Below are 21,139 nucleotides of genomic sequence, written 5' to 3' on the forward strand. Positions count from 1 at the left end.
TTTGCCTCATCAGTTGCGGGGCATCAGCTGCAGCTCCATCAACGCGATCCGTTGCAGATCAGCGACGTTGCGCACGCCCGCGCCCGCGGTGCGCAGGATGGATTCGGCGAGTGCGTTGACGTGCGAGGCATGCACCGGCTCCGGCAGACTCGCAACCGCGGCTTCCAGGGCGGTCGTCATGATCTCGATCACCTCGGGGGAAAATTCAGCGTTGGAAAAGTTCTTCATCGCGCATGCCGGCCGCTGGTGCGGACCGCGGCTCAACGCCGGGAAAAAGTGGAAGTTCCTGCGACACAGCCGCAGAGCCGGCCGTGCAGGCCCGCCGCCGGGCTACGTCACGGGCTGGTAGCGCGTGAGCTGCTCGAGCCCCGCATCCTCGCTGGCGACCGCCTGCATTCTCAGCTGGCTGCCGATGACGAGGCCGGTGAGCGAGAGCATCAGCCCAAGCGCGAGCGGCGCGAACAAGGCCTCTTCCTGGAACAATCCGTTGAGCAGCACGACGAGGACGCCGAACCCGGCAAGGCCCTGCGTCAGGTAGCCTGACGAGGCATAGAGCCGCCAGGCCTTGAGCGCCATCGCGAAATAGAAGGCCAGCGGCACGAGGGCGGCGATGCCCATCTGGTACAAGAGCACGCCGATCGCGCTCTCGACCGCGCCATCGATCGTCCCGGCCGCCTGCGCGGCACTCCAGTCGATCGAAAAATAGCTCTCCGACAAATTGCCGCCGACGCCGAGGCCGCGGCCGAGTGGCTTCTCCAAAAATCCGTTGAGACCGCCCATCAGGCCGATGACGTGATAGTCGCCGATCTGGAGGCCGACGCGGATCGCCAGAATCGCGAACGCAACCAAGCCGAGGAAACCGAGCAGCAGCGTCAGCACGGCGCCGAGCAGCCGGGTCGAGATCCACGCCGCGGCCACGAAGATCACCACGATCAGCGCGCCCTTCACGCTGCAGAACACCAAGAGCGGCAGCGCCGCGAGGGCCAGCAGCGGACGTCCAACCGAGAACAGGAACAGGGCGAGGAAGCCGATCCCGTAGGCGAAGCTGATCGGATGCATGTTCGGACCGTGGATGCGCAGCATCTTCGACAGGCCGAACCCTTCGAGCAGCGGCGTGTTCAGGAAGTCGAAGCTGAAGCGATCCTTGAGGTCGACCGGCACGTTTCCGGTGGCCCGCATCTCCGCCTCCCAGACGCCCGAATGGGTCGCCTTGAGCTCGTCGAAACCCCAGAACGTAGAGCCGTTGGTGATGGCCAGCCAGACGTCGCGGAAGGCGAGCTCGACATAGCCGCAACAGATGAGGATGACCGCGAGCGTCACCAGGAACGGCGTGATGCGCACCTCATAGGTCGCCGCCGTCAGAAGCGACAGCTGGAACAGGAACAGCGGCAGCACGATGTTGCGCAAGTAAACCGCGGCGGGCTGTCCGTTCTGGCTGAAGCCGATCGCGAAATAGAGCGACACCACGGCAAGGGTGGCGACGCCCCAGCGCATGATGCGGTTGACCTCGGCCGATTGATTCCTTTGGCCCAGCACGTAGAGGCCGAACGTTGCCAGCCACATGACCGAGCAGACGAGAAAGTTGTAGCCCTTGATGAAGTCGAGATCGGACGGCAGCGGGACCAGCGGCGACAGGATCGAGACGAACAGATTCTGGAAGAACAGGACGAAGATCGCGATGGCCGGCGCATAGGTCGGGACCGCCAGAACGATGGCGATGCCGACGAGGACCTCGACGACGATGGCCAGCGCCGGATTGGCCAGATGCAGCACCGGGGCGAAGCCGATCGTTGCGATGGCGATGCAGAACGTGGCGGCCAGCTCGCGCCAGGCCGGCGGCGACGTCACGGCCTGCACGCTCTGATCCTGCGGTGGGTAGCGGGCGCTCATCAATCGTCCTTCGGCATCGCGCGGACGGCACGATAACGGGCGGTGGGTAAGGAGACGTTAACGATAGCGGAGTGCGCCGTCAGCGCCGGCCGGGCCGCGTCGCGCCGCGCAACGCCCGCATCACGTCGGGATCGGGCCTGCCGGTGCTGCGGTCGACGAGGCCGAAGCCCTGCGTCAGCTCCCAATGCGTCCAACCCCAGCAATGGTCGCGGGCATAGGCTGTGACCTCCGCCAGCCAGCGCAACCGGCTTGCCCTGGGCGCGCCGGCTTTCAGGACGCCGAATTCGTTGACGATGATCGGCCGCGCGAATTGCTGCTGCCATTCGAGCGCGGGCGCGAGCCAGCGATCGACGCCCGGCTTGGCCTCGGCCGCGGCAATCGCAGTGTCGAGCATGCCGAGCGCCTTGGTCGCGCCCCGATCCTGCAAATCCTGGCGCAGCGCCCGAACCTTGGGATCGCTGGCGTTGATCGGATAAGGCAGATCGATGATGTCGTGCAGCGGATTCTGTGCATCCCAATGGGCCTGATGGGTGAACACCATGGGGTCGTAAAAGTGGATGGCATAGACGACGTCGGGATCCGGCAGCGGACGGAATCGCGGCAGCGAGTCCGCCCGCTGCCAGTTGACTGGACCGACAATGAGGGTCGTCGTGGGAAGCAATCGGCGCACGAAGGCGGCGAGCGTCTCGACCTCGATCTGCCATTTGCCGGCGTCGATGTCGGGCTCGTTGAGCAGCTCGGCGAAGACGCGATCGGCAGGATAGGATCGGATGACCTCGGCAAGTCCGCTCCAGGCCTCCTGCATCTGTTGCAACGCTGCGTCCGGGTCGTCCTTGTGCAGGCGATTGAAGCGCTCGCCGGGATGAAGATCGACGGACGTTGCGTAGCCGAGCGCGGTGAGCTGCTTCAACGCCTTGTCGACCACGCGCAGCGTCTCGTCACGCTCGGCCTTGGCGGCGAAACGGGGCATGACGCGCTCTGCCGGCACCGGCAGCCGGACATGGCTCATTCCCGACTTGCGCAATTGCTGCAGCAACCCGCGGCTTGGCACCTCGCCGTTGATCCAGCCGTCGGCATTGAAGCCGCGCGACAGCGCGGCGAGCCTTCCCGGCGCAACCGTCTGCGGCACCGGCACGCAATCGCCGGCGAAGGCCGGCGGGCCGAACGAGATCGAGAGCAGCAGCGCCGTAGTCAGCAGACGACGGCGCGACGCGGCCATGGTCAGACCGCAAGGCCCAATGCGCCGCCCTCGGGTTGCGGCGCCTGCGAGCCCGCGGGCGCGTGATTGACCACGAGTCCCGTTGGTACAGTCTCGTGCCGCGACAGCGCCGCAGTCACCCGGCGCATCGCCGCCGAACCGAGCTCGCCGGCGCGGGCCACCAGGACGATCAAATCCGCATGCGCCGCCAGCGCGATGGCGTCGGGCTGCAAAGCCAGATTGCCGGCATGAACGACGATCAGATCGAACTCGGACCGGATGTCGTCCTCAGGTCTCGCATCGGCTTTGCGACCTGCGCTCAGTAGCTCGTCGATCGACTGAAGTCCCGCCGTGGTCGAGCCGTCATTCCATTCGGTCACCGACGGCTGGTGCCCTGCGAATTCCCCCTGCAGGCGGATCAATACGCTCATCATGCCGCGCTTCACGGCGGCACGATTCAGCGAGCGCGCAACGGTGTTGCCGCCGGCGCTCTTGCCGACCGACAGCACGAGGGCAACCTTGCAACCGCGCACCGACACGCGATCGATCCGTTCGAGCAGGGGCCCCAGATAGACCCCGAGATCGAGCTCGGCCGAGCTCGCAATCGGCTTTTGCCAGACGGTGGTGGCTGCGGTCCCCGACGCTAGTTCGGGGATGCGGGCCCAGACCGGAAGCCGCGGCACCGCCTCCGGCCGGTCAACGGCAGCGGCGGGGGGCTGAACTCGCGGCTGAACTTGTGGCGGAATCTGCGGCTGGACTTGAGATTGAACCTGCCGGCCTTGCGTGTCCGCCGCAGCTGCGTGCATGGGCGCCTCAGTGGGCGCGGGCTGGGCTGACATGGTCGTCATGACAGCAACGGCGGCCGTCGATGTCAGCAGGGAGCCGATCGCCAGCGCCGCCAGCAGCAGAGCAAGCGGCGGACGCGTCGAGCGCAGCGGTGGGATGGCCGCCGAAGCGATCTTGGTCTGCGACGCCTGCAGCTGACGCTGCTCGTTGGTGGTCTTGAACCGCGACAGGAACTGCTCATAGATGTTCCTGTTGGCATCGGCGTCGCGCTGCAGCTCCTGCAGCTTCACCAGCGCCTGGCCGTCGACCAGCATCTGCGTCTCGACCGCCTTGAGCTGCTTTTCCAGCGCGTTCTGCTGCTCCAGCTGGGCTTCATATTCAGACTTCGCGGTATCGATGTTCTTCTTCCGCTCGACCTCGATCTGACGGTTGATATCGGCCAGCTGGCTGTAGGAGATGGCAAGGTCGGGATGGCGGTCGCCATACACCGCCTTCTTCTGCGCGATCTGGTCGTTCAGAGCCGAGCGCTGCGTCCGCAGCATGCTGAGCAGATCCTGCTTCACCGGCCCTTCGACATTGGCCTTGAGATCGCGCTGCACCTGCTCGTAGCGTGCCTTGGCTTCCTCGGTGCGAAGGCGCGCGGCGGAGACCTGCTGGTTGAGATCGGTCACGCGCAATTGCTGCGTGGTGGAATCCTTGCCGGCATTGAGGATCTTGTGCTCGAGCCTGAACGCGGCGACGGCGTCTTCCGACGCGCGCAGGCGCTCGTTCAATGCCTTCAGCCTGTCCTTGAGCCAGTCGGCGGCTTCGTCTGTGGCCGCGGTGCGGACGCGGCCCTGGCTGGCGACGAACGCCTCGGCGATGGCGTTGGCATAGTAGGCGGCCCGGTCGGGGCGGTTCGAGGTGAAGGAAATCGCAATGACGTAGGTGAGCCCGCGGCGCGTGATCTCGAGGCGGTTGCGAAACTTATCGAGCAGGCGCGTCATGTCGGTATGACCACCGGCGATATCATCGTCTTCCGCGATCTTGAGCTGCTCGATCAGGGGGCGGAGAAAGCCGTCCGATTTGGCGATCTCGATCTGGCTCTGCAGCGCCGCGGCGTCCTGGCCGATGCCCGGCAAGACGTCCTGCTCCGTGGTGATGCGCAGCTCGCGGGGATCGAGGACGACCAGGGCCGTCGCGGCATAGCGGACCGGCAGAATCATCAGGGCGATGACGCCGAGGGCGAACAGCGCCAGCGCCAGCGTGAGAATGCGCCGCCCATTCTCGCGCAGAAAAGCGAGCGTTCCGGAGACGGTCAGCGATCCCTTGATCAGCGCCGGCGCGGCACCGTCAGGCCTCAATCGCGCAGCGCGCGGCGCTTCCCACGAAGCCGCAGGCTCCGTCGGGGCGATGCTTCGCGGAGATACGCGGCTACCGAACGCCATGGGCTCTTTTCGAAATCAACTGACAGACGAAGCTCAGAGGCTTTCGCCACCGTAAATATCCATGGTTAACTGGCGGTTACGGTCGTCGCGCGACACCGTCATGGCGCGGCCTGGCCATGCCGCCCCCCATCTGAAGTGATGCAAAAATGCCTGCGAACGACCCCATTCAGGCGGAAAAGAACGGCTTGGACGGTCTGCGTGCCGGGCTTGCCGTGCCGACAACCAGCGCCGCCCGGGATTTACCTGGGCGCTCAAGCTCGCCATCGCCGAGCAGGCAGGACCGCAGGGTTTCGATCTCCGGACAATCGGCGGTGCCGAGCGGGCCGATCAGGAAGCCGCGCTCCAGAGGCTCGCATTTGTAGCCCCGGCAACGCTGCACCCGGTCCGCGATCACGACGTCGACCTTGCCTTCGAGCAGCTCGTGCAGCCCCGCCGGCTGGCTGATGCGAATGGCGAGCTGTGGCTCAGCGCGGCGGAACCGAGCCAGGCGCGCGCGCAAACCGTCGACGGCAAAACTCGCGTGAAGCCCGATATGCAGCAGACTGGTGACGCCCTCAGGCTTGAGCTCGGCGGTGGCCTCGGCAAGGCAGCGAAACGCCTTTCGGACCTGCGCCAGATAGGTTTCGCCGGCCGAGGTCAGAATGATCTGCCGCGTCCGCCGCTCGAACAGCTGCACACCCAGCCGCTCCTCCAGCAGGCGGACTTGCTGGCTGACCGCACCGGCCGTGACGTGCAGCTCGTGGGCGGCCTGCTTGAAGCTGAGATGACGGGCGGCGGCTTCGAAGGCGCGCAGGGCATTGAGTGGCGGCAGCAGATACGTCATGGCCGACTCCGGGCGATGCGGGGAGACCGGCAGGATGCATGAGTTTTGCTCGCGCGACAAAAGAGAAATCCTGCTTTGTCGCCGCTGACGGCGGGCGATACCCCAGGGCCGGTCCTAGAGCATTTTCGGTTCTGATTGAATCAGAACCGAAGCTCTAGTTTCTTGTTTTGACGCGTTTTCTTCACGCGAACCGGTGTCCACTTCGCTCGAAAACGCTCTAGCGCAGCCCGAGGAAACCAGTGCCGCCCGAACAGCCGTCGATCGAAAGTTCCTATTCCTGGATTCGCCTCGCCGTCTCCATCGCACTCAGCACATTGGGCTGCGTCGGCATGTGGTCGCTGGTGGTGGCATTGCCGGCGGTGCAGGCCGATTTCAATGCGCCCCGCGCCGAGGCGACCCTGCCCTACACGCTCGCCATCGTCGGCTTCATGATCGGCGGCATCATCGTCGGCCGCCTGGCGGATCGCTTCGGCATCCTGCCGCCGCTCGCCGGCGGCACCATCCTGATGAGCCTCGGTTACGTTCTCACCGCCTTCGCGCCGAGCCTTTCGGTGTTCGCGATGATCTCAGGTGTCACGATCGGCCTCGGCGGCGCCGCCAGCTTCGCGCCTTTGGTGGCCGACGTCTCGCTGTGGTTCGACAGGCACCGCGGCCTCGCCATCTCCCTGGCGACGGCCGGCAGCTCCCTGGCCGGCGTGGTCTGGCCACCCGTCGTCCAGCACGCCATCGCCGCGCACGGCTGGCGGCAGACCCATATCGGCATCGGCCTGTTCTGTCTGGCGACGATGCTGCCGCTCTCGCTGGTGCTGCTGCGCCGGCCCGTCGCCCACACGGCCGCGCGCGACGCGGCGAGCGGCGGCAACACGATGCAGTCGATCGGCCTGTCCCCTTCGGTCACCCAGGGCCTGCTGGCCTTGGCCGGCATCTGCTGCTGCATCGCCATGGCGATGCCGCAGGTCCATCTGGTGGCCTATTGCGGCGACCTCGGCTATGGAACGGCGCGCGGCGCCGAGATGCTGGCTGTCATGCTCGGCTTCGGTGTGGCGAGCCGTTTTGTCTTCGGCTGGCTGTTGAACCGCATCGGCGGCCTGCCGACGCTGCTGCTGGGCTCGGCGATGCAGGCCACGGCACTCGCGCTTTATCTGCCGTTCAACGGGCTGGTCTCGCTTTACGTCGTGTCCGCCATCTTCGGCCTGGCGCAGGGCGGCATCGTGCCGAGCTATGCCGTGATCATTCGCGAGCTGTTCCCGGCACAGGAAGCCGGCTTTCGCATCAGCCTCGCCATCTCGGTCACGCTGGTCGGCATGGCGCTGGGCAGCTGGATGGCCGGCGCGATCTACGATTGGACGGGCTCTTACGCTTCGGCGCTGGTCAACGGCATCGCCTGGAATGTCGTGAACATGGCGATCGCGACCTGGCTGCTGCAGCGCCAGCGCCGACATGTCGTCGGCGCCTGCGTGGCGGGGGCAGCGCCCGGTTGAAGTTGCATCGTCGCCGGCCCTGCCACAGCGCTCAGCTGATGTTGAGCAGGATTCGTTCCGACGTACCGCTGCGCATCAGGTCCAGCGCGTCGTTGACGTCGTCGAGCGCGAACTGGTGGGGTGACGATGCCGCGGTAACTGACCTTGCCGGCATCGCTGAGCCGAACGAGACGCGGGATGTCGCGCGCCGGCTGGCATTGTCCGCCTTCCGAGCCCTTCAGCACCTTCTCGAAGTGAAGCGGCTGCGTGTAGATTTCGGCCTTCTCGCGGGGCACGCCGACGAGGATGCAGCGGCCCTTCTTCGCCGTGAAGCTCCTGCGGCGGCGCCGTCGGCAGCCGGCACTGGGGTCTGCCGGCGGCAGCGACACGAAGACGCATGGAACGGGACGGCGGGGCACGGCGTTCGCCGCAAGGGAGTTCATCATGCCGACCAAGCCGACCATCGCCCGCATCTGGCGCGGCCGTCCCCGCCGCGACGTCGCCGACGCTTATCAGGCCTATCTGCAGGCCGAAGGCATTCCACCGCTGCTCAAGACCGCGCTCGGTGTGCAGCAATTGCGCGAGGACCGCGACGCGGAGACGTGGTTCACGACCATCTCCCATTGGGCGGACATCGAGGCCATGACGGCTTTCACCAAGGGCGAGCCGACCAAGGTCCATCATCTCGCACGCGACGCGGAATTCCTGATCGAGTTGCCGGAGCGCATTGAAATCCACCGCATTCTGATCGACGCGCAGGGGTTGCGGTAAGATTCTGTTCCGTGGCCGCACCCACCCATGGCTATTGCACCTCGATGTTCGCGTCCTTGACCAGCTTGCGCCAGCGTTCCTCCTCCTGGGCGACATAGCGGTCGAGCTGTTCCGGAGCGCTGCCGACCATGATGAGGCCTTCGTTCGCCTCGAGCTTCTTGAACGCACCGGACTGAACCGCCTTCCCGACCGCCTGATTGAGGCGCGCGATCACCGGAACCGGCGTCTTGGCCGGGGCGTACAATCCGTACCAGGACTCGGCGGCGTAGCCGGGCACGCCGGCCTCGGCGACGGTCGGCAGCTGCGGAAACGCTGTCGACCGCTCGGCGGATGTGACCGCCAGCGCCCGGAGCTGGCCCGCGGCGACCAGCGAGGCCGCGCTTGCCACGGTGGTGAACATCACGTCGATCTGCCCGCCCAGGAGATCGCTGATCGCAGGCGCCGCGCCCTTGTAGGGCACCGCCGTCATCTTGACCTTCGCCATCGCATTGAACAGCTCGCCTGCAAGATGGGCCGATGTGCCGGTGCCGAACGTGCCGAAATTCAATTTGCCCGGATTGGCCTTGGCCTCGGCGATCAAATCGGAGATCGAGTTGATCTTGGACGCGGGGTTGACGACGACGATATTGAAGGATCGCGCGATCAGCGAGACCGCCGCGAAATCCTTGTGCGGATCGAACGGCAGCTTGTTGTACAGACTCGGGTTGACCGCGTGCGCGAAGGTCGCCATCAGCAGCGAATAGCCGTCGGGCTCGCTGGTGGCCACCGTCTGGGTGCCGATGATGGTCCCGGCGCCCGGCTTGTTCTCGATGATGACGGATTTGCCGAGGTCGGCCTGGATCTCCTGCGCCGTCGTTCGTGCGATGACGTCGGTGCCGCCGCCGGCTGCGAAGGGCACCACGATCTTGACGATCTTGTCGGGATATTCGGCGCGCGCCGGCGTTATTCCGAGCCCCGCGACGATCGCACAGGCCAGGATGGCAAGGCCTTGCCAGCGCCGCAGGGTGAAAGACTTCCCGCGCGCGCTGTCGTGATTGATGATTCCGCCACTGGCCATCTGGAGCTCCATCCGATTCCGTTCAGACATTGAGAACAACCAATCCGTCTGCCGCCTTCACGCCCTGGCCCGCCGGCAGCACGAAGACCGGATTGATCTCCGCCTCCGCAAGGCGATCGCCGAGCTGCGCAACCATGTGCGAGAATGCGACGATCGCGGCTGCGAGGGCCTCGACATCGCATTTCGGCCGGCCCCGAAAACCGTCCAGCAGCGGCCAGGCGACGAGATCGCGCGCCATCGCGCGCGCCTCGGACAGGCCGAGGCCGCCATTCGGCGGAAGCAGGCGCATCGTCGTGTCCTTGAACAGTTCGGCCGCAACGCCGCCCATGCCGAGCAGGATCGCGGTTCCCAGGGAATCGCGATGCATCCCGAGAATGATTTCGACGCCGCCTGAAATCATCTCCTGAACCAGAAATCGGTCGGGTCGCTTCCCGGTCCTCGTCTCGACCTCGTCGGCCATCACCTCGGAACGGCCGCCGACGGTCTCGGCCGTCAGATTGACCGCGACGCCGCCGACGTCGCTCTTGTGCGCAATCTCGCGCGACAGAATCTTGAGTACGACCTTGCCGCCGAAGTCTCGCGCCGCCTGCCCCGCCTCGCCCGCCGTTGCGACCACCTTCTCCGCCACGACGGGAATCCCAAAGCGGGCGAACAGCGTCTTGGCCTGTGCTTCGTCGAGCGAGCCAGCGGGGAGATCGCTGATGTCGACCGCCGTCCCGGTGGGACCGGATGCCTGAACCTGCTCCGGCATTGCGGCCCGCAAAAGCCCGTCGAGCGCCGCGGCGCAGCTCTCGGCCGACGTGTAGGCCGGGACGCCGCGCCGGGTGAGGACGGAAACCACCTCGGGCGCGTAGGGACTGACATAGGCAATGACCGGCTTATCGCTGAGCGGCAGGCAGTCGTGGATGGCATCGGCCATCAGGGCCGGCGACCCCACGGCCGACGAGCCGGCAATCACTGCCAGCGCATCGTAGGAGGGACTTGCGAGCAGGATCCGGATCGCGGCACGCAGCAGATCCGGCTGCAGACCGGCCAGGGTCACGTCGATCGGATTGCGATCGAGATTGGCATGCGATCCCGACTGCAGGCTGCGCAATTGCGCGGCCGTCTCAGCGTCGGGGGCGGGGGTCGCAAAGCCGGCGACGCCGAGACTGTCGGACACGATCGTGCCGGCACCGCCGGTCGAAGTGAGGATCGCAACACGCCGGCCGGAAAGCTTCCGTCCCGCGCCAAGGGCTGCGGGAATATCGAGCAGGTCTTCGAACGTCCTGGCGCGGATCACGCCGAGCTGCCTGAACAAGGCATCGTACATGCGGTCGGAGCCGGCGAGCGCGCCGGTGTGCGAGACCGCCGCCTGGGCGCCCGCCTCCGATCGGCCGATCTTGAAGGCGACGATGGGCTTGCCGGCGCGCCCGGCCTTCAGCACCGCCTCGCGAAAGCGACGTGGATTACGGATCGCCTCGACATAGAGCGCAATGACCTTGGTTGCGTCGTCGCCGGCGAGAAAGTCGATGAAGTCGGCGAGTTCGAGATCGGCCTCGTTGCTGGTCGACACCAGCTTGGAGAGCCCGATCCCGCGGGCCGCGGCGCGCGACAGCAAAGCGCCGAGAATGCCCCCGCTTTGCGAGACCAATCCGATGGGCCCCGCCGTGAAGTCATCCATTGCCAGCGCGCCCGACGCCGACAGCACGATGTTGTCGGTGAGATTGACGAGACCGATCGTGTTCGGCCCGAGGATCCGCATGGAGCCGGCAGCTTGCATGAGCTGCGTCTGGCGCGCGGCGCCCTCGGCCCCGGTTTCGGTGAAGCCGCTGGCGAGAACGATCGCCGCGGCCGCGCCGCGCTCGGACAATTCACGCACCGCGACATGGGCGCGCTCGGCACCGAGCAGGACAATGCCGACGTCAGGCACGTCAGGCAGCAAGGCGATGTCGGGGTAGCAGGTGAGACCGCCGATCTCACCGACCTTCGGATTGACGGGATAGATCGCCCCCGCAAAGCCGTGCTTGCGGAGATAGGACACCGGTCGCCCCGAGGTCTTGCTCGGGTCCGCCGATGCACCGACGACGGCGACGCTGCGCGGCCGGATCAGACGTTCGATCGCATCCATCGCTCAATCCTTCGAGGTGGATTGCGCGAGGAACGCCGTCACGGCGTCGCGATGCTCGACGCTGGTGTAGCAGATCGCCTGCGCCTGGCTGCCGAGATTGAAGATGTCATGCGCGGAATGCTCGAACGTCTCGTTCAGGATCTTCTTGCTCAAGGCCAGCGCGGTGGGAGAGCCTTCAGCCAGTTCGGCCGCCCAGGCCTGCGCCGCGGCCAGGAGCTCGGCCGCGGCCACCTTGCGATCGACGATGCCGAGCGCGAGCGCTTCGTCCGCCTCGACGACGCGGCCGGTGAAGATCAGCTCCTTGGCCCTCGCAAGTCCGACCCGGCGGGGCAGGAAATACAGCCCGCCGCCGTCGGGGATCAACCCGCGCTTGATGTAGGACCAGGTGAATTTCGATCGTTCGGTGCCCATGACGAAGTCGCAGGCCAGCGCGGTGTCGGCACCGAGCCCCGCCGCGGCGCCGTTGACGGCGGCAATCGTCGGCTTCGGCAGGCCAAGCAGCAGCGACTGCACATGGTGCACGCCCTGCTGACGGCTCCATCCGTTGAATGCGACCTCGCCCTGCGGCGCGTCGAGCCGGCGCTTCATGCCGCTGATGTCGCCGCCCGCACAGAAGGCATTGCCGCGCCCGGTCAGCACCAGGGCCTTGATCGCCTTGTCGCGGGCCACGGTTTCGAGCGCTCCAGCGAACTCGGCACGCATCTCGTCGCTCATGGCGTTGCGCCGTTCGGGCCGGTTGAAGGCGATCGTCGCGACGTCGGCCTCGACGGAAAATTCGATGAGCTGATAGGGCATGGCAGGCTCCGTGGTTGCAATCGGATCGATCACCGCGACGGGATGGCGGATGTCGATCTCGGGCCGTGCCGTTTCCTCGTCGGGCCCCAGCGCGGCCGGGCATTCTTCGTCCCCATGCCTGTAGCGGCTTTCATGCGCCGCGACATCCCCTTAATTCCACTGAGTGGAAATCGTGGCGGAGGCTGGATGTGGCGCAGCTACGCAGATATGCGGGCGGGGTTGATGGCAACCGGTCGCTGGAGCGGGGCATCGAGATCCTCAGGGCGTTCCGGCCCGGCGTCGACACGCTGGGCAACGGCGAGATCGCGGAGCGAAGCGGACTACCGCGATCGACCGTCAGCCGGCTGACACGAACGCTGGTCAATTCCGGGATGCTCGACGAAGTCCGTAACCAGCGGGCCTACCGCCTTGCCGCGTCCGTCATCAGCATCGGTCACGCGATGCGGACGGGATCACCCGCGCTCAACGCGATCGGACCGATGATGCGAGCGGAATCGGCGAGACGCCGGCTCAACGTCGGCTTAGCGACCGCGGATCGAACCATGATGGTCTATCTGGAATCGATCCGCTACAGCCCGCGCGCGGCGCTGCGCAACGTCGTCGCCGGCCAGCAGGTGCCGATGGAGCTGACATCGCTGGGCCGCGCCTATCTCGCCGGCATTGCCGAGCCCGAGCGCGAGCTGTTGCTGAAGCAGTTCAGGCGGCGCAGCGCAGCGGCCACCAAGGCGTTGCTTGCAGAAGTCAGGAGATCGATCAGCTCGGTCGAACGCGACGGCTATTGCGCCGTGTCGTGGCAGCCCGCCGTTCTCGCCGTCGCAACGCCGATCGTGCTGGAGGGGCTCCCGGTCTACGCCCTCAACATGAGCCTGCAGAATGTCGACCGGACCGACGCCCTGGCGAGCGAGATGGGCGCGTACCTCAATGCGTTTGCGGCCAAATGCAAGGAGGTGCTAGCGGGCCGGTGACGCTGATCGGCGCGGCGCAGGAGCTTGGCCCGCCTGACGGAAGAGGTCACACACGGTCCCTTACAGATTCGCCTTGGACGCGTTCTCGAATTTGAAGTTCACCATCGCCCCGGCTCCGACGCGGGTTGGAGATATCGAGTTTATAATTCCATGTGGACGATCTCGATAGGCTCGCCACCAAGACCATGGGAGAAATAGCCTCTTCTTATGCTTCTGAAGCCGCACTTTCGATAGAAGCCTTCGGCATTGATCGTCGCTTCGAGTCTTATCGGGCCGTTGTGGCCCAGCCGCGCCTGGGCGATACCGATTTCGAGCAGACGCCGGCCGATTCCGGATCCCGCGGTTTCGGGCAAGACAAACAGCCTGGTCACTTCGCCGGGTTCGGCGTCGACAAATCCGACCGCAACGCCGTTTCGCAGGCATATGGTCATTCGTCCCCTGGCGATGAGCTCCTCATAAAACGCCGGCGTGCGCTCACCCATCCAGTTCTCCAGTTGCGCCCGCGAATAGGAGGCGCCTGCGAGGCCGCGGATCGATGCCTGGGTGATGTTGAAGACCGTTGCAGCATCCTCGCGGCGAGCCGCTCTGAAGGAAAAGCCGCCATCGAGTACCATGAGCGCCGGACTCCGGAAGTGCCTTGTACCCTTATCGGGTCTACAGAAGACGGTGTCGCTCGGGCTCCTCGTCACCGCCCCTGATATTCGGCCCAGCAGTCCGCCGTCTCATAGACGCGGACGGCCCACAGCTGTTGAAGGCTCGGCTTCAACCGGTCCCAGATCCAGATCGCGATATTCTCTGCGGTCGGGTTCTCGAGGCCTTCGACGTCGTTCAGGCAGTGGTGATCCAACGCGCCCAGGATATCGGCGAAGCTTTTTTCGATGTCGAAGAAATCCGCGACGAAGCCGGTGTGCGGATCGACCGGCCCGTCCAGCTGGACCTCGACCCGGTAGGAATGACCGTGCAGCCGGCGGCATCGGTGGGTCTCGGGCACGTTTGGCAGCCGATGCGCCGCCTCGAACTTGAACGCCTGCGATATTCTCATCCAGATCCTCACACGGCGCCGCCGTCCGGTCTCAGGCCGGTCTGGCGACCAGATGCTGTCTTGTCCTGACCTCCCGTCGAAAAATGGCGCGCCCGGAACGATTCGAACGTCCGACCGTCAGATTCGTAGTCTGCCATGGTTGCGAGTTGCCTTAGCTCGTCATCACCAACCTGACAAGCACGGTTCTCCGGCGCGATTACCATCTCGCGTCGTCGTTCTTTGAGCTAGATCGACTTTTGAGAGCCCCGACGGACGAATTTGCTCCGATCATCATTCAGAAACTCGACGGAACGGAAGGTCGAAAGGCTTCGAGGAAGCCCTCGCCCCACGCGTGACAGCTCTCTTAATTGCGTCGATCCGATCGCGGAGCACTCTCACCTCCGCGGTCTAGTTTGTAGAACGGCGCTCTCATCCCAGTCAGGATGATCGTCGTGAAGCGATAGTCTGGCACCGAAACGGTGCTAATCAGCGAAAATGGGCCGGTCGGGGATGGCGCTGAGTAAAGATCGTAGTCTACTCCGGGTTCAAGGATCGACGTCTTGATACTGAGAACTTCGTTCACAAGCGTCGCCTGCGTACCGAAGGGTCTTGCCAGCGGATCGCCTATGAAAACGCCTTGGGACGGCTGTCGGACCGATTTCGTGTATGCCTCAAGGGCTGTGTTGCCGAGGAAATAGTTCTTCACGAGCACTGAAGCGGCAGGAAATTTATCTGCATATGCACAGGGCTCGGTCACTGTGCCGTAACTTGCTGCGACCCCAGCTTCAAGCCAGCGTAGTGCGCTCGTTTGATTCGACCCAAACAAATCGCCTCCGCCCGAGGTAAGAGAGTCCGCTAGAGCGCCAGGAACATAGGTGTTTGTATTGAGACTTGAGACGTTCGCCAATCCCGTCTGGTAAAAGAGGATATCGCTGGTGTTTTTGACTTCCGACGGCCCACCCGGTCTTGAACGGTCGTAGTAGGTCATCCTGAGTGCTTCTGGGCGATTCCAAATTTGAACAGTTGCCTGGAAGTCGGAATATCGAGGCATGCTCCTCGTATTGTCGGCGGTTCTCACGAACCAGCCGTTCCCTCTCGGAAGACTTCGATCCGCCTTGAGTCCCTTGTCGATCGTCGCTTTTACACTCGTCGCGCTTTCACCTGCGAGCATCATGGCTGGGCGAATGCGAAAATCCGTATATGGCATTGTCGATCGTGAATCGTAATACGGATTGAGCGGGGTGCTGTCACAACTCCTGCTCGTGAGGTACTGCATATCTATTCCATAGGCGAAGGCGCTCGTAATCGAATAATTCGTAGGGTAGTAGTTGAAGCGCGCGATACGAAACGGTCTGCTCCAGGAAATCACAAACGCCTGAACCTCCGGACCTGCCTCGGCATCCACCTGCCGCTTGATCGCCGCGAACTCAGCAGGATCAATACCGTTATTTGCAGGAAGTCCGGGGTAGATCTTGTCTTGCTCGAACCTCAAATGAATCATGTTTCGGCTGGGAAGATTTCTCACCCGTTGATAGTAGTTCGCAATCTCCACCGACTGCGGATCGTTATCATTGATCAGGACCGCAACTTCTGAGCTTTGAATGCTAGACCGCGGTACGGATAACGTCGCTACAACTGCGGAATTTGCATCAAGCACATTCACAGATTCAGTTAGCAACGAGGTCTGTGCAGCTGCGAAGGATGGTAGATGCGCGATCGCGACAAGAATAGTTGCGACTAATCGTTTTCCGAAATCGCGACCGTTCTGAATCATTTCGACCGCGGCCCGGTCGGCAACCCCGCCGCGGCCTCCTACGCTGCCAGGTCGCACTCGCGGCAGACGCGCTGCAAACGGAAATAGCAAATGGACCATCACGCGTCGCCGATTGACTTGTATGCCTGATCTCCGTTCGAGATCCGGTCGGATAAGCAAGCTATCTTCAATTTCGAGAACTCACCGCGAACAAGGTTTGCCAACGAACTGCAAACCACGCCCTCTCGGGAAAGAAAAGAAGACGGTAAAGGCGTGTGATTTCAACGAGGTAAATGGCGCGCCCGGAACGATTCGAACGTCCGACCCTCAGATTCGTAGTCTGATGCTCTATCCAGCTGAGCTACGGGCGCGTGTTTCGCAATCAGCGCGGGCGTGGCCCGCGACGCAGCCCCCGGCAGAGCCGGAGGGGGTGCGAAAGAGCGCTCTGACTAGCCGCTCTTTCCCCGATTGGCAAGGTCCGGGATGGGGAGATTTTGCATGGAAATGACGGTTTGGATGTCATTCCGGGACGATGCGCAGCATCGAACCCGGAATCTCGCGCCAAAGCTCGGGATTCCGGGTTCTCGCGACGCGAGCCCCGGAATGACGGGCGACGAGAGGCCACCGGCCGAGCTACGCCCTCTGCCGCTCGTTGCGGATGGAGAGCAGCTCCACGGGGCGGTCGGGAATGACGATGCGGAAGGTGGCGCCAATGGTGCCTTCGACCAGGTGGATATCGCCGCCATGGGCGCGGACCAGCTCAGCGGCGATGGCAAGGCCCAGACCGCTGCCGCCCGGACGGCCGGAGGTCTGGAACGCCTCGAACAGGTGCTCCCTGGTTTTCTGGGGAACGCCCGGGCCGGTGTCGGAGACCTCGATGATCGCGACGGCGCCTTCGCGCTTCCCGGTGATCCGGATCTGCTGCGGGCCACCGTCGCCGGAGGCATGACTCTCCAGCGCCTGGGCGGCGTTGCGGACGAGGTTGAGCAGCACCCGGAACAGCTGATCGGGATCGGCGTCGATCGCGAGCCCGCGCTCGATCGCTGCGACCCAGGCGATCGAGGCGTCGGAGGCGAGGCCCGCGGTCTCGCGCACCTCCAGCACGACCGGCTCGATCAGGATCATGCGGCGGTCGGGCGCGGCCTCCTGGGCGCGGCCGTAGGACAGTGTCGACTGGCAGAAGGCGATGGCGCGCTCGAGCGAGCGCACCAGCTTCGGTGCAAAACGCTGCACCCGCGGGTCCGGCACGCTGGCGAGCTGATCCGACAGGAGCTGGGCCGAGGCCAGCAGATTGCGCAGATCGTGGTTGATCTTGGAGACGGCGAGGCCGAGCGCGGCGAGCCGGCTCTTCTGATGCAGCATCGACATCAAATCGCGCTGCATGTCCGACAATTCGCGTTCGGCGACACCGATCTCGTCGCTGCGCTGGCTCGGCACGATGATTCCCGCCGAGCTTTCGGGGTTCTCGTGGAAGCCGACCAGGCTCGCGGTCAGCCGCCGCATCGGGCGCACGAAGAGATAATGAAGCGCGAGATAGACCAGGCCGGCAGTCAGCGCCGCAATGATCAGCGCAACCACCACGACGTTGCGGGAGAATCGATACATCTGCTGCCGCAGCGGCAGCTCGTCGGTGACGATCTCGATGAACTGGGCATTGCCGACCCCGGGACCGACGATGCGGATGGCCTGGTTGCCGGTCTCCAACATCATCCGGAACGAGCCGGTGATCGCCTCCCAGGCCGTCATGTCGCGCAGGTCGATGTCGTGCTCGATGGCGGCCGGGATGTTGTCGCTGGCGAGCAGCCGACGCTGCTGGCCCATCTTGATGGCGACGGCGCGGGCATTGATGCTTTTGAGGATCTGGCGCGACAGCGAATCGGGAACCATGCCGAGCGGCGCCGCGTCCAGCACCAGCGCCGCGGTGTTGGCCGCCGCCACGCGGTCGTTCAATCGGTTGACCCAGAAATTGGCGATGGCGGGCACGTAGAGCAGGCTGGCCGCGATCATCACCAGGGGAACGGTTAGCAGCAGCAGCTTGCCTGACAGCCCGAGCCCGCGGGTCCCGCGGGGGCGCATTGCCGGCGGGTCCGGCTGATCCTGATCCTGGATCGGCTGGAGGTCTGTCGCTGCCACGAAACTCGCCCTCGCTGCCCTTTTGGCGGGGGAAGAATTGGCAGTAAGACGATGCGACCCATCCCCGGTCGGGTCAAATTACGGATCGCTAATCTGCCAAGGTGGGATGTAAGCGCTGATATCGCGAGTCGCCACCTCAAGGGTTAAAAACCCCTTGCAAACAGCGTTATTCACGGAAATCGCGCGCTTGTGCGGCGTTGACGAAAACAAGACGCTCCCTTATAAGCCGCGCGAATTGTCCGCGATGACCCGGTTTGACGCCGGGAGCGGCTCTTTTGGGGCCGGAAAGGGCCCGTTTTGGGCCGTATCTTCCGGACTTTACCATCAATTCTACAGGCAAATTGCCCGGTCAGCGGAGAAAAACCCGTGAAGCGGACTTATCAACCCAGCAAACTGGTGCGCAAGCGCCGTCACGGCTTCCGTGCCCGTCTCGCCACTGCCGGCGGCCGCAAGGTTCTCGCCGCCCGCCGCGCCCGCGGTCGCAAGCGTCTGAGCGCCTGAGCCAGACCCCCTTTTTGGGATTTCATCATGGATCGGCTGAGGCAGCGGGCGGATTTCCTCGCCGTTGCCAATGGCGCGCGGCTGAACAGTCCCGCGTTCGTTCTGCAAAGCCGTCCCCGCGATGACGGCGGCCCGATCCGGATCGGCTTCACCGTTACCAAGAAGAACGGCAACGCCCCCGAGCGCAATCGCATCCGGCGCCGGCTTCGCGAATTGGTGAAGCGGCTCGATCCGGTGTCGATGCAGCCCCATCATGATTATGTGCTGGTTGGCCGAAGGGACGCGCTCTCGCGCCCCTTCGCCGCCATGCTCGACGATCTGCGCATAGCGCTCACGAAGCCCGCACGGCATACGGCCAAGGGGGTTCACAAGGGACCTGCGAAGCGACGCGGCCCGACGACTGACCGGACAAGGTCCAGTCCCGCTCCCGCTGCCAGCCGCAAACCGGATTGATGACGAGACAATCGAGATGACTGACAATCGCAATACCATCCTCGCCGTCATTCTGTCGGGCCTCGTCCTGATCGCTTGGCAATATTTCTACAATGTGCCGCAGATGGAGAAGCAGCGCGCCCAGCAGCAGGCGCAGGCCGAGCTTCAGAAGTCCGCGCCGCAGCCAACCGCCTCTGCGACGCCAACCGCCTCCGCGACGCCAGGCGCCGCGCCGCAGCCCGGTGGCGCAACTCAGCCGGCAGCACCGGCCGCGAACCAGGCCCAGCCGGTCGTTGCGCGCGATGCCGCCATCGCCGCCAGCCCGCGCGTCAAGATCGACACGCCGCGGATCGCTGGCAGCATTTCATTGAAGGGCGGCCGCATCGACGACATCGCGCTGGTGCAGTTCCGCGAGACGGTCGACCCGAAATCGCCGCCGATCATTCTCTACTCGCCCTCGGGCACCGCAGAGCCCTATTACGCCGAGTTCGGCTGGGTGGCGGCGACGGGCGTGACCGCGAAGATGCCGGATGCCCAGACCGTCTGGCAGCAGGACGGCAGCGGCAGCCTGACCCCCACCACCCCTGTGGTGCTGAAGTGGGACAATGGCGACGGCCTCACCTTCCGCCGCACCATCTCTGTCGACGATCATTACCTCTTCACCGTCAAGGACGAGGTGAGCAATGTCGGCAATACGCCTGTCACGCTCTACCCGTTCGCGCTGATCTCGCGCCACGGCGCGCCGCAGGTTTCCGGCTATTACATCCTGCATGAAGGCCTGATCGGCTATCTCGGCGACCAGGGCCTGCAGGAATACGCCTACAAGAAGGTCGACGAAGCCAAGCAGGTGAACTTCAACAACGTCACCAACGGCTGGCTCGGCATCACCGACAAGTATTGGGCCTCGGCGCTGCTGCCCGACACCAACGCCAAGCTGCAGGCGCGCTTCTCATCGAACCCGTCAGGCAATCTCCACACCTATCAGACCGATTATCTGCTCGAGCCCGTCACCGTCGCGATCGGCGGCACGGCGACGGCGAACGCGCGGCTGTTCGCGGGCGCCAAGGAGGCCGGCGTCGTCGGCGTGTTTCCGTTCGCCGGCCTCGGCGGCTACAACAAGGAGCTCGGGCTGAACCATTTCGATCTCTTGATCGACTGGGGCTGGTTCTACTTCATCACCAAGCCGATGTTCCTCGGCCTCGACTTCTTCTACCGGCTGTTCGGCAATTTCGGCATCTCGATCCTGCTCGTCACCGTGATCGTGAAGCTGTTGTTCTTCCCGCTGGCGAACAAGTCCTACGCCTCGATGGCGAAGATGAAGTCGATCCAGCCGCAGCTGCAGGCGCTGAAGGAGCGCTACCCCGATGACAAGGTGAAGCAGCAGCAGGAGATGATGGAGATCTACCGCAAGGAGAAGATCAATCCGGTCGCCGGCTGTCTTCCCGTGGTGATCCAGATCCCGGTGTTCTTCTCGCTCTACAAGGTGCTGTTCGTCACCATCGAGATGCGGCAAGCGCCGTTCTACGGCTGGATCAAGGACCTCTCGGCGCCGGATCCGACCAACCTCTTCAACTTGTTCGGGCTGATCCCGTTCGATCCGACCACGATTCCCGTATTCGGCCACTATCTCGCGCTCGGCATCTGGCCGATCATCATGGGCATCACGATGTGGTTCCAGATGAAGCTGAACCCGACGCCCCCGGATCCGACGCAGCAGATCATCTTCAACTGGATGCCGCTGATCTTCACCTTCATGCTGGCGGGCTTCCCGGCAGGCCTCGTGATCTACTGGGCCTGGAACAACCTGCTCTCGGTGGTCCAGCAGAGCTACATCATGCGCCGCAACGGCGTGAAGGTGGAACTGTTCGACAATCTCAAGGCCACGTTCGCGAGGAAGGCGACGTAAGTCTCTCACTTTGTCATTCCGGGATGGTGCGAAGCACCAGACCCGGAATCTCGAGATTCTCAGGTGCGCAATTGCGCACCGTAGTTCGATGCTTTGCATCGCCCCGGAATG

The 21,139-nt window shown here is 64.4% G+C and carries 20 protein-coding genes and 2 tRNA genes; 7 read left to right on the forward strand and 15 right to left on the reverse strand.

The annotated features are described in order from the left end of the window. Positions 1 to 9 precede the first annotated feature (9 nt). Positions 10 to 180 (reverse strand): hypothetical protein, encoded by a 171-nt coding sequence (locus X268_RS29905; protein WP_430648242.1) that lies wholly within the window; start codon positions 178 to 180, stop codon positions 10 to 12. On the opposite strand from X268_RS29905, the gene X268_RS39680 reads away from it, so the two are divergent. Next, positions 179 to 349, forward strand: a complete 171-nt coding sequence (locus X268_RS39680) for a hypothetical protein (RefSeq protein ID WP_164937436.1) — start codon at positions 179 to 181, stop codon at positions 347 to 349. The two genes, X268_RS29905 and X268_RS39680, sit on opposite strands and share 2 nt — an antisense overlap. Here the strand turns inward: X268_RS39680 and X268_RS29910 are convergent. The 4 genes from X268_RS29910 to X268_RS40590 all read right to left on the reverse strand — a co-directional run bounded on the left by X268_RS29910 (position 331) and on the right by X268_RS40590 (position 6,124). Continuing rightward, on the reverse strand, positions 331 to 1,890 hold the full coding sequence (locus tag X268_RS29910; RefSeq protein ID WP_208764401.1) for a hypothetical protein: 1,560 nt from the start codon (positions 1,888 to 1,890) through the stop codon (positions 331 to 333). The two genes, X268_RS39680 and X268_RS29910, sit on opposite strands and share 19 nt — an antisense overlap. 79 nt (positions 1,891 to 1,969) lie before the next feature. Then, on the reverse strand, positions 1,970 to 3,109 hold the full coding sequence (locus X268_RS29915) for a glycoside hydrolase family 5 protein (RefSeq protein WP_128928271.1): 1,140 nt from the start codon (positions 3,107 to 3,109) through the stop codon (positions 1,970 to 1,972). 2 nt (positions 3,110 to 3,111) lie between these two features. Continuing rightward, positions 3,112 to 5,301, reverse strand: coding sequence for a GumC family protein (locus tag X268_RS29920; protein WP_128928272.1), 2,190 nt, complete (start codon positions 5,299 to 5,301; stop codon positions 3,112 to 3,114). A gap of 166 nt (positions 5,302 to 5,467) precedes the next feature. After that, positions 5,468 to 6,124: a LysR family transcriptional regulator gene (locus X268_RS40590; RefSeq protein ID WP_128929432.1), complete on the reverse strand. Its 657-nt coding sequence runs from the start codon at positions 6,122 to 6,124 to the stop codon at positions 5,468 to 5,470. 239 nt (positions 6,125 to 6,363) lie between these two features. Between X268_RS40590 and X268_RS29935 the strand changes: the two genes are divergently transcribed. Beyond that, a complete protein-coding gene (locus X268_RS29935; RefSeq protein ID WP_128928274.1) occupies positions 6,364 to 7,605 on the forward strand; it encodes an MFS transporter in 1,242 nt (413 codons plus the stop codon). Between the two features lie 31 nt (positions 7,606 to 7,636). On the opposite strand, the gene X268_RS40595 is transcribed toward X268_RS29935, so the two are convergent. After that, on the reverse strand, positions 7,637 to 7,759 hold the full coding sequence (locus tag X268_RS40595) for a hypothetical protein (protein WP_283818279.1): 123 nt from the start codon (positions 7,757 to 7,759) through the stop codon (positions 7,637 to 7,639). A gap of 269 nt (positions 7,760 to 8,028) precedes the next feature. Between X268_RS40595 and X268_RS29945 the strand changes: the two genes are divergently transcribed. Continuing rightward, positions 8,029 to 8,355 carry a hypothetical protein gene (locus X268_RS29945; protein ID WP_128928275.1) on the forward strand — a complete coding sequence of 109 codons (327 nt, stop codon included), beginning with the start codon at positions 8,029 to 8,031 and terminating at the stop codon, positions 8,353 to 8,355. A gap of 31 nt (positions 8,356 to 8,386) precedes the next feature. Here the strand turns inward: X268_RS29945 and X268_RS29950 are convergent, their stop codons facing one another. From X268_RS29950 to X268_RS29960, 3 genes are read right to left on the reverse strand one after another with little or no spacing between them, the layout of a single operon-like run. Continuing rightward, on the reverse strand, positions 8,387 to 9,412 hold the full coding sequence (locus X268_RS29950; RefSeq protein WP_128928276.1) for a tripartite tricarboxylate transporter substrate binding protein: 1,026 nt from the start codon (positions 9,410 to 9,412) through the stop codon (positions 8,387 to 8,389). Positions 9,413 to 9,434: 22 nt separating this feature from the next. Then, positions 9,435 to 11,522, reverse strand: coding sequence for an acetate--CoA ligase family protein (locus tag X268_RS29955; RefSeq protein ID WP_128928277.1), 2,088 nt, complete (start codon positions 11,520 to 11,522; stop codon positions 9,435 to 9,437). 3 nt (positions 11,523 to 11,525) lie between these two features. Next, positions 11,526 to 12,317, reverse strand: a complete 792-nt coding sequence (locus X268_RS29960; RefSeq protein ID WP_128928278.1) for an enoyl-CoA hydratase/isomerase family protein — start codon at positions 12,315 to 12,317, stop codon at positions 11,526 to 11,528. Positions 12,318 to 12,505: 188 nt separating this feature from the next. Here X268_RS29960 and X268_RS29965 point away from each other — a divergent pair, with 188 nt between their 5' ends. Next, positions 12,506 to 13,282 carry an IclR family transcriptional regulator gene (locus tag X268_RS29965; protein WP_128928279.1) on the forward strand — a complete coding sequence of 259 codons (777 nt, stop codon included), beginning with the start codon at positions 12,506 to 12,508 and terminating at the stop codon, positions 13,280 to 13,282. A 140-nt stretch (positions 13,283 to 13,422) separates the two neighbouring features. Here X268_RS29965 and X268_RS29970 read toward each other — a convergent pair whose 3' ends face one another. The 6 genes from X268_RS29970 to X268_RS29990 all read right to left on the reverse strand — a co-directional run bounded on the left by X268_RS29970 (position 13,423) and on the right by X268_RS29990 (position 18,189). Next, positions 13,423 to 13,896, reverse strand: coding sequence for a GNAT family N-acetyltransferase (locus tag X268_RS29970; RefSeq protein WP_128928280.1), 474 nt, complete (start codon positions 13,894 to 13,896; stop codon positions 13,423 to 13,425). A gap of 71 nt (positions 13,897 to 13,967) precedes the next feature. Beyond that, on the reverse strand, positions 13,968 to 14,324 hold the full coding sequence (gene queD, locus X268_RS29975; protein WP_128928281.1) for a 6-carboxytetrahydropterin synthase QueD: 357 nt from the start codon (positions 14,322 to 14,324) through the stop codon (positions 13,968 to 13,970). An 84-nt stretch (positions 14,325 to 14,408) separates the two neighbouring features. Continuing rightward, positions 14,409 to 14,505 (reverse strand) — tRNA-OTHER (locus X268_RS39685). Positions 14,506 to 14,667: 162 nt separating this feature from the next. Next, entirely contained in the window at positions 14,668 to 16,176 is a 1,509-nt protein-coding gene (locus X268_RS29980; protein ID WP_128928282.1) for a TIGR03790 family protein, read from the reverse strand. Positions 16,177 to 16,350: 174 nt separating this feature from the next. Beyond that, positions 16,351 to 16,427, reverse strand: a tRNA-Arg gene (locus tag X268_RS29985). A 262-nt stretch (positions 16,428 to 16,689) separates the two neighbouring features. After that, positions 16,690 to 18,189, reverse strand: a complete 1,500-nt coding sequence (locus X268_RS29990; RefSeq protein WP_128928283.1) for an ATP-binding protein — start codon at positions 18,187 to 18,189, stop codon at positions 16,690 to 16,692. 366 nt (positions 18,190 to 18,555) lie between these two features. Between X268_RS29990 and rpmH the strand changes: the two genes are divergently transcribed. From rpmH to yidC, 3 genes are read left to right on the forward strand one after another with little or no spacing between them, the layout of a single operon-like run. Further along, positions 18,556 to 18,690, forward strand: coding sequence for a 50S ribosomal protein L34 (gene rpmH / locus X268_RS29995; protein ID WP_008542748.1), 135 nt, complete (start codon positions 18,556 to 18,558; stop codon positions 18,688 to 18,690). A 27-nt stretch (positions 18,691 to 18,717) separates the two neighbouring features. Continuing rightward, on the forward strand, positions 18,718 to 19,143 hold the full coding sequence (gene rnpA, locus X268_RS30000; RefSeq protein ID WP_128928284.1) for a ribonuclease P protein component: 426 nt from the start codon (positions 18,718 to 18,720) through the stop codon (positions 19,141 to 19,143). Between the two features lie 16 nt (positions 19,144 to 19,159). Further along, on the forward strand, positions 19,160 to 21,028 hold the full coding sequence (yidC, locus tag X268_RS30005) for a membrane protein insertase YidC (protein WP_128928285.1): 1,869 nt from the start codon (positions 19,160 to 19,162) through the stop codon (positions 21,026 to 21,028). The last annotated feature ends 111 nt before the right edge of the window (positions 21,029 to 21,139 follow it).

The organism is Bradyrhizobium guangxiense, assembly GCF_004114915.1.
Taxonomy (GTDB): domain Bacteria; phylum Pseudomonadota; class Alphaproteobacteria; order Rhizobiales; family Xanthobacteraceae; genus Bradyrhizobium; species Bradyrhizobium guangxiense.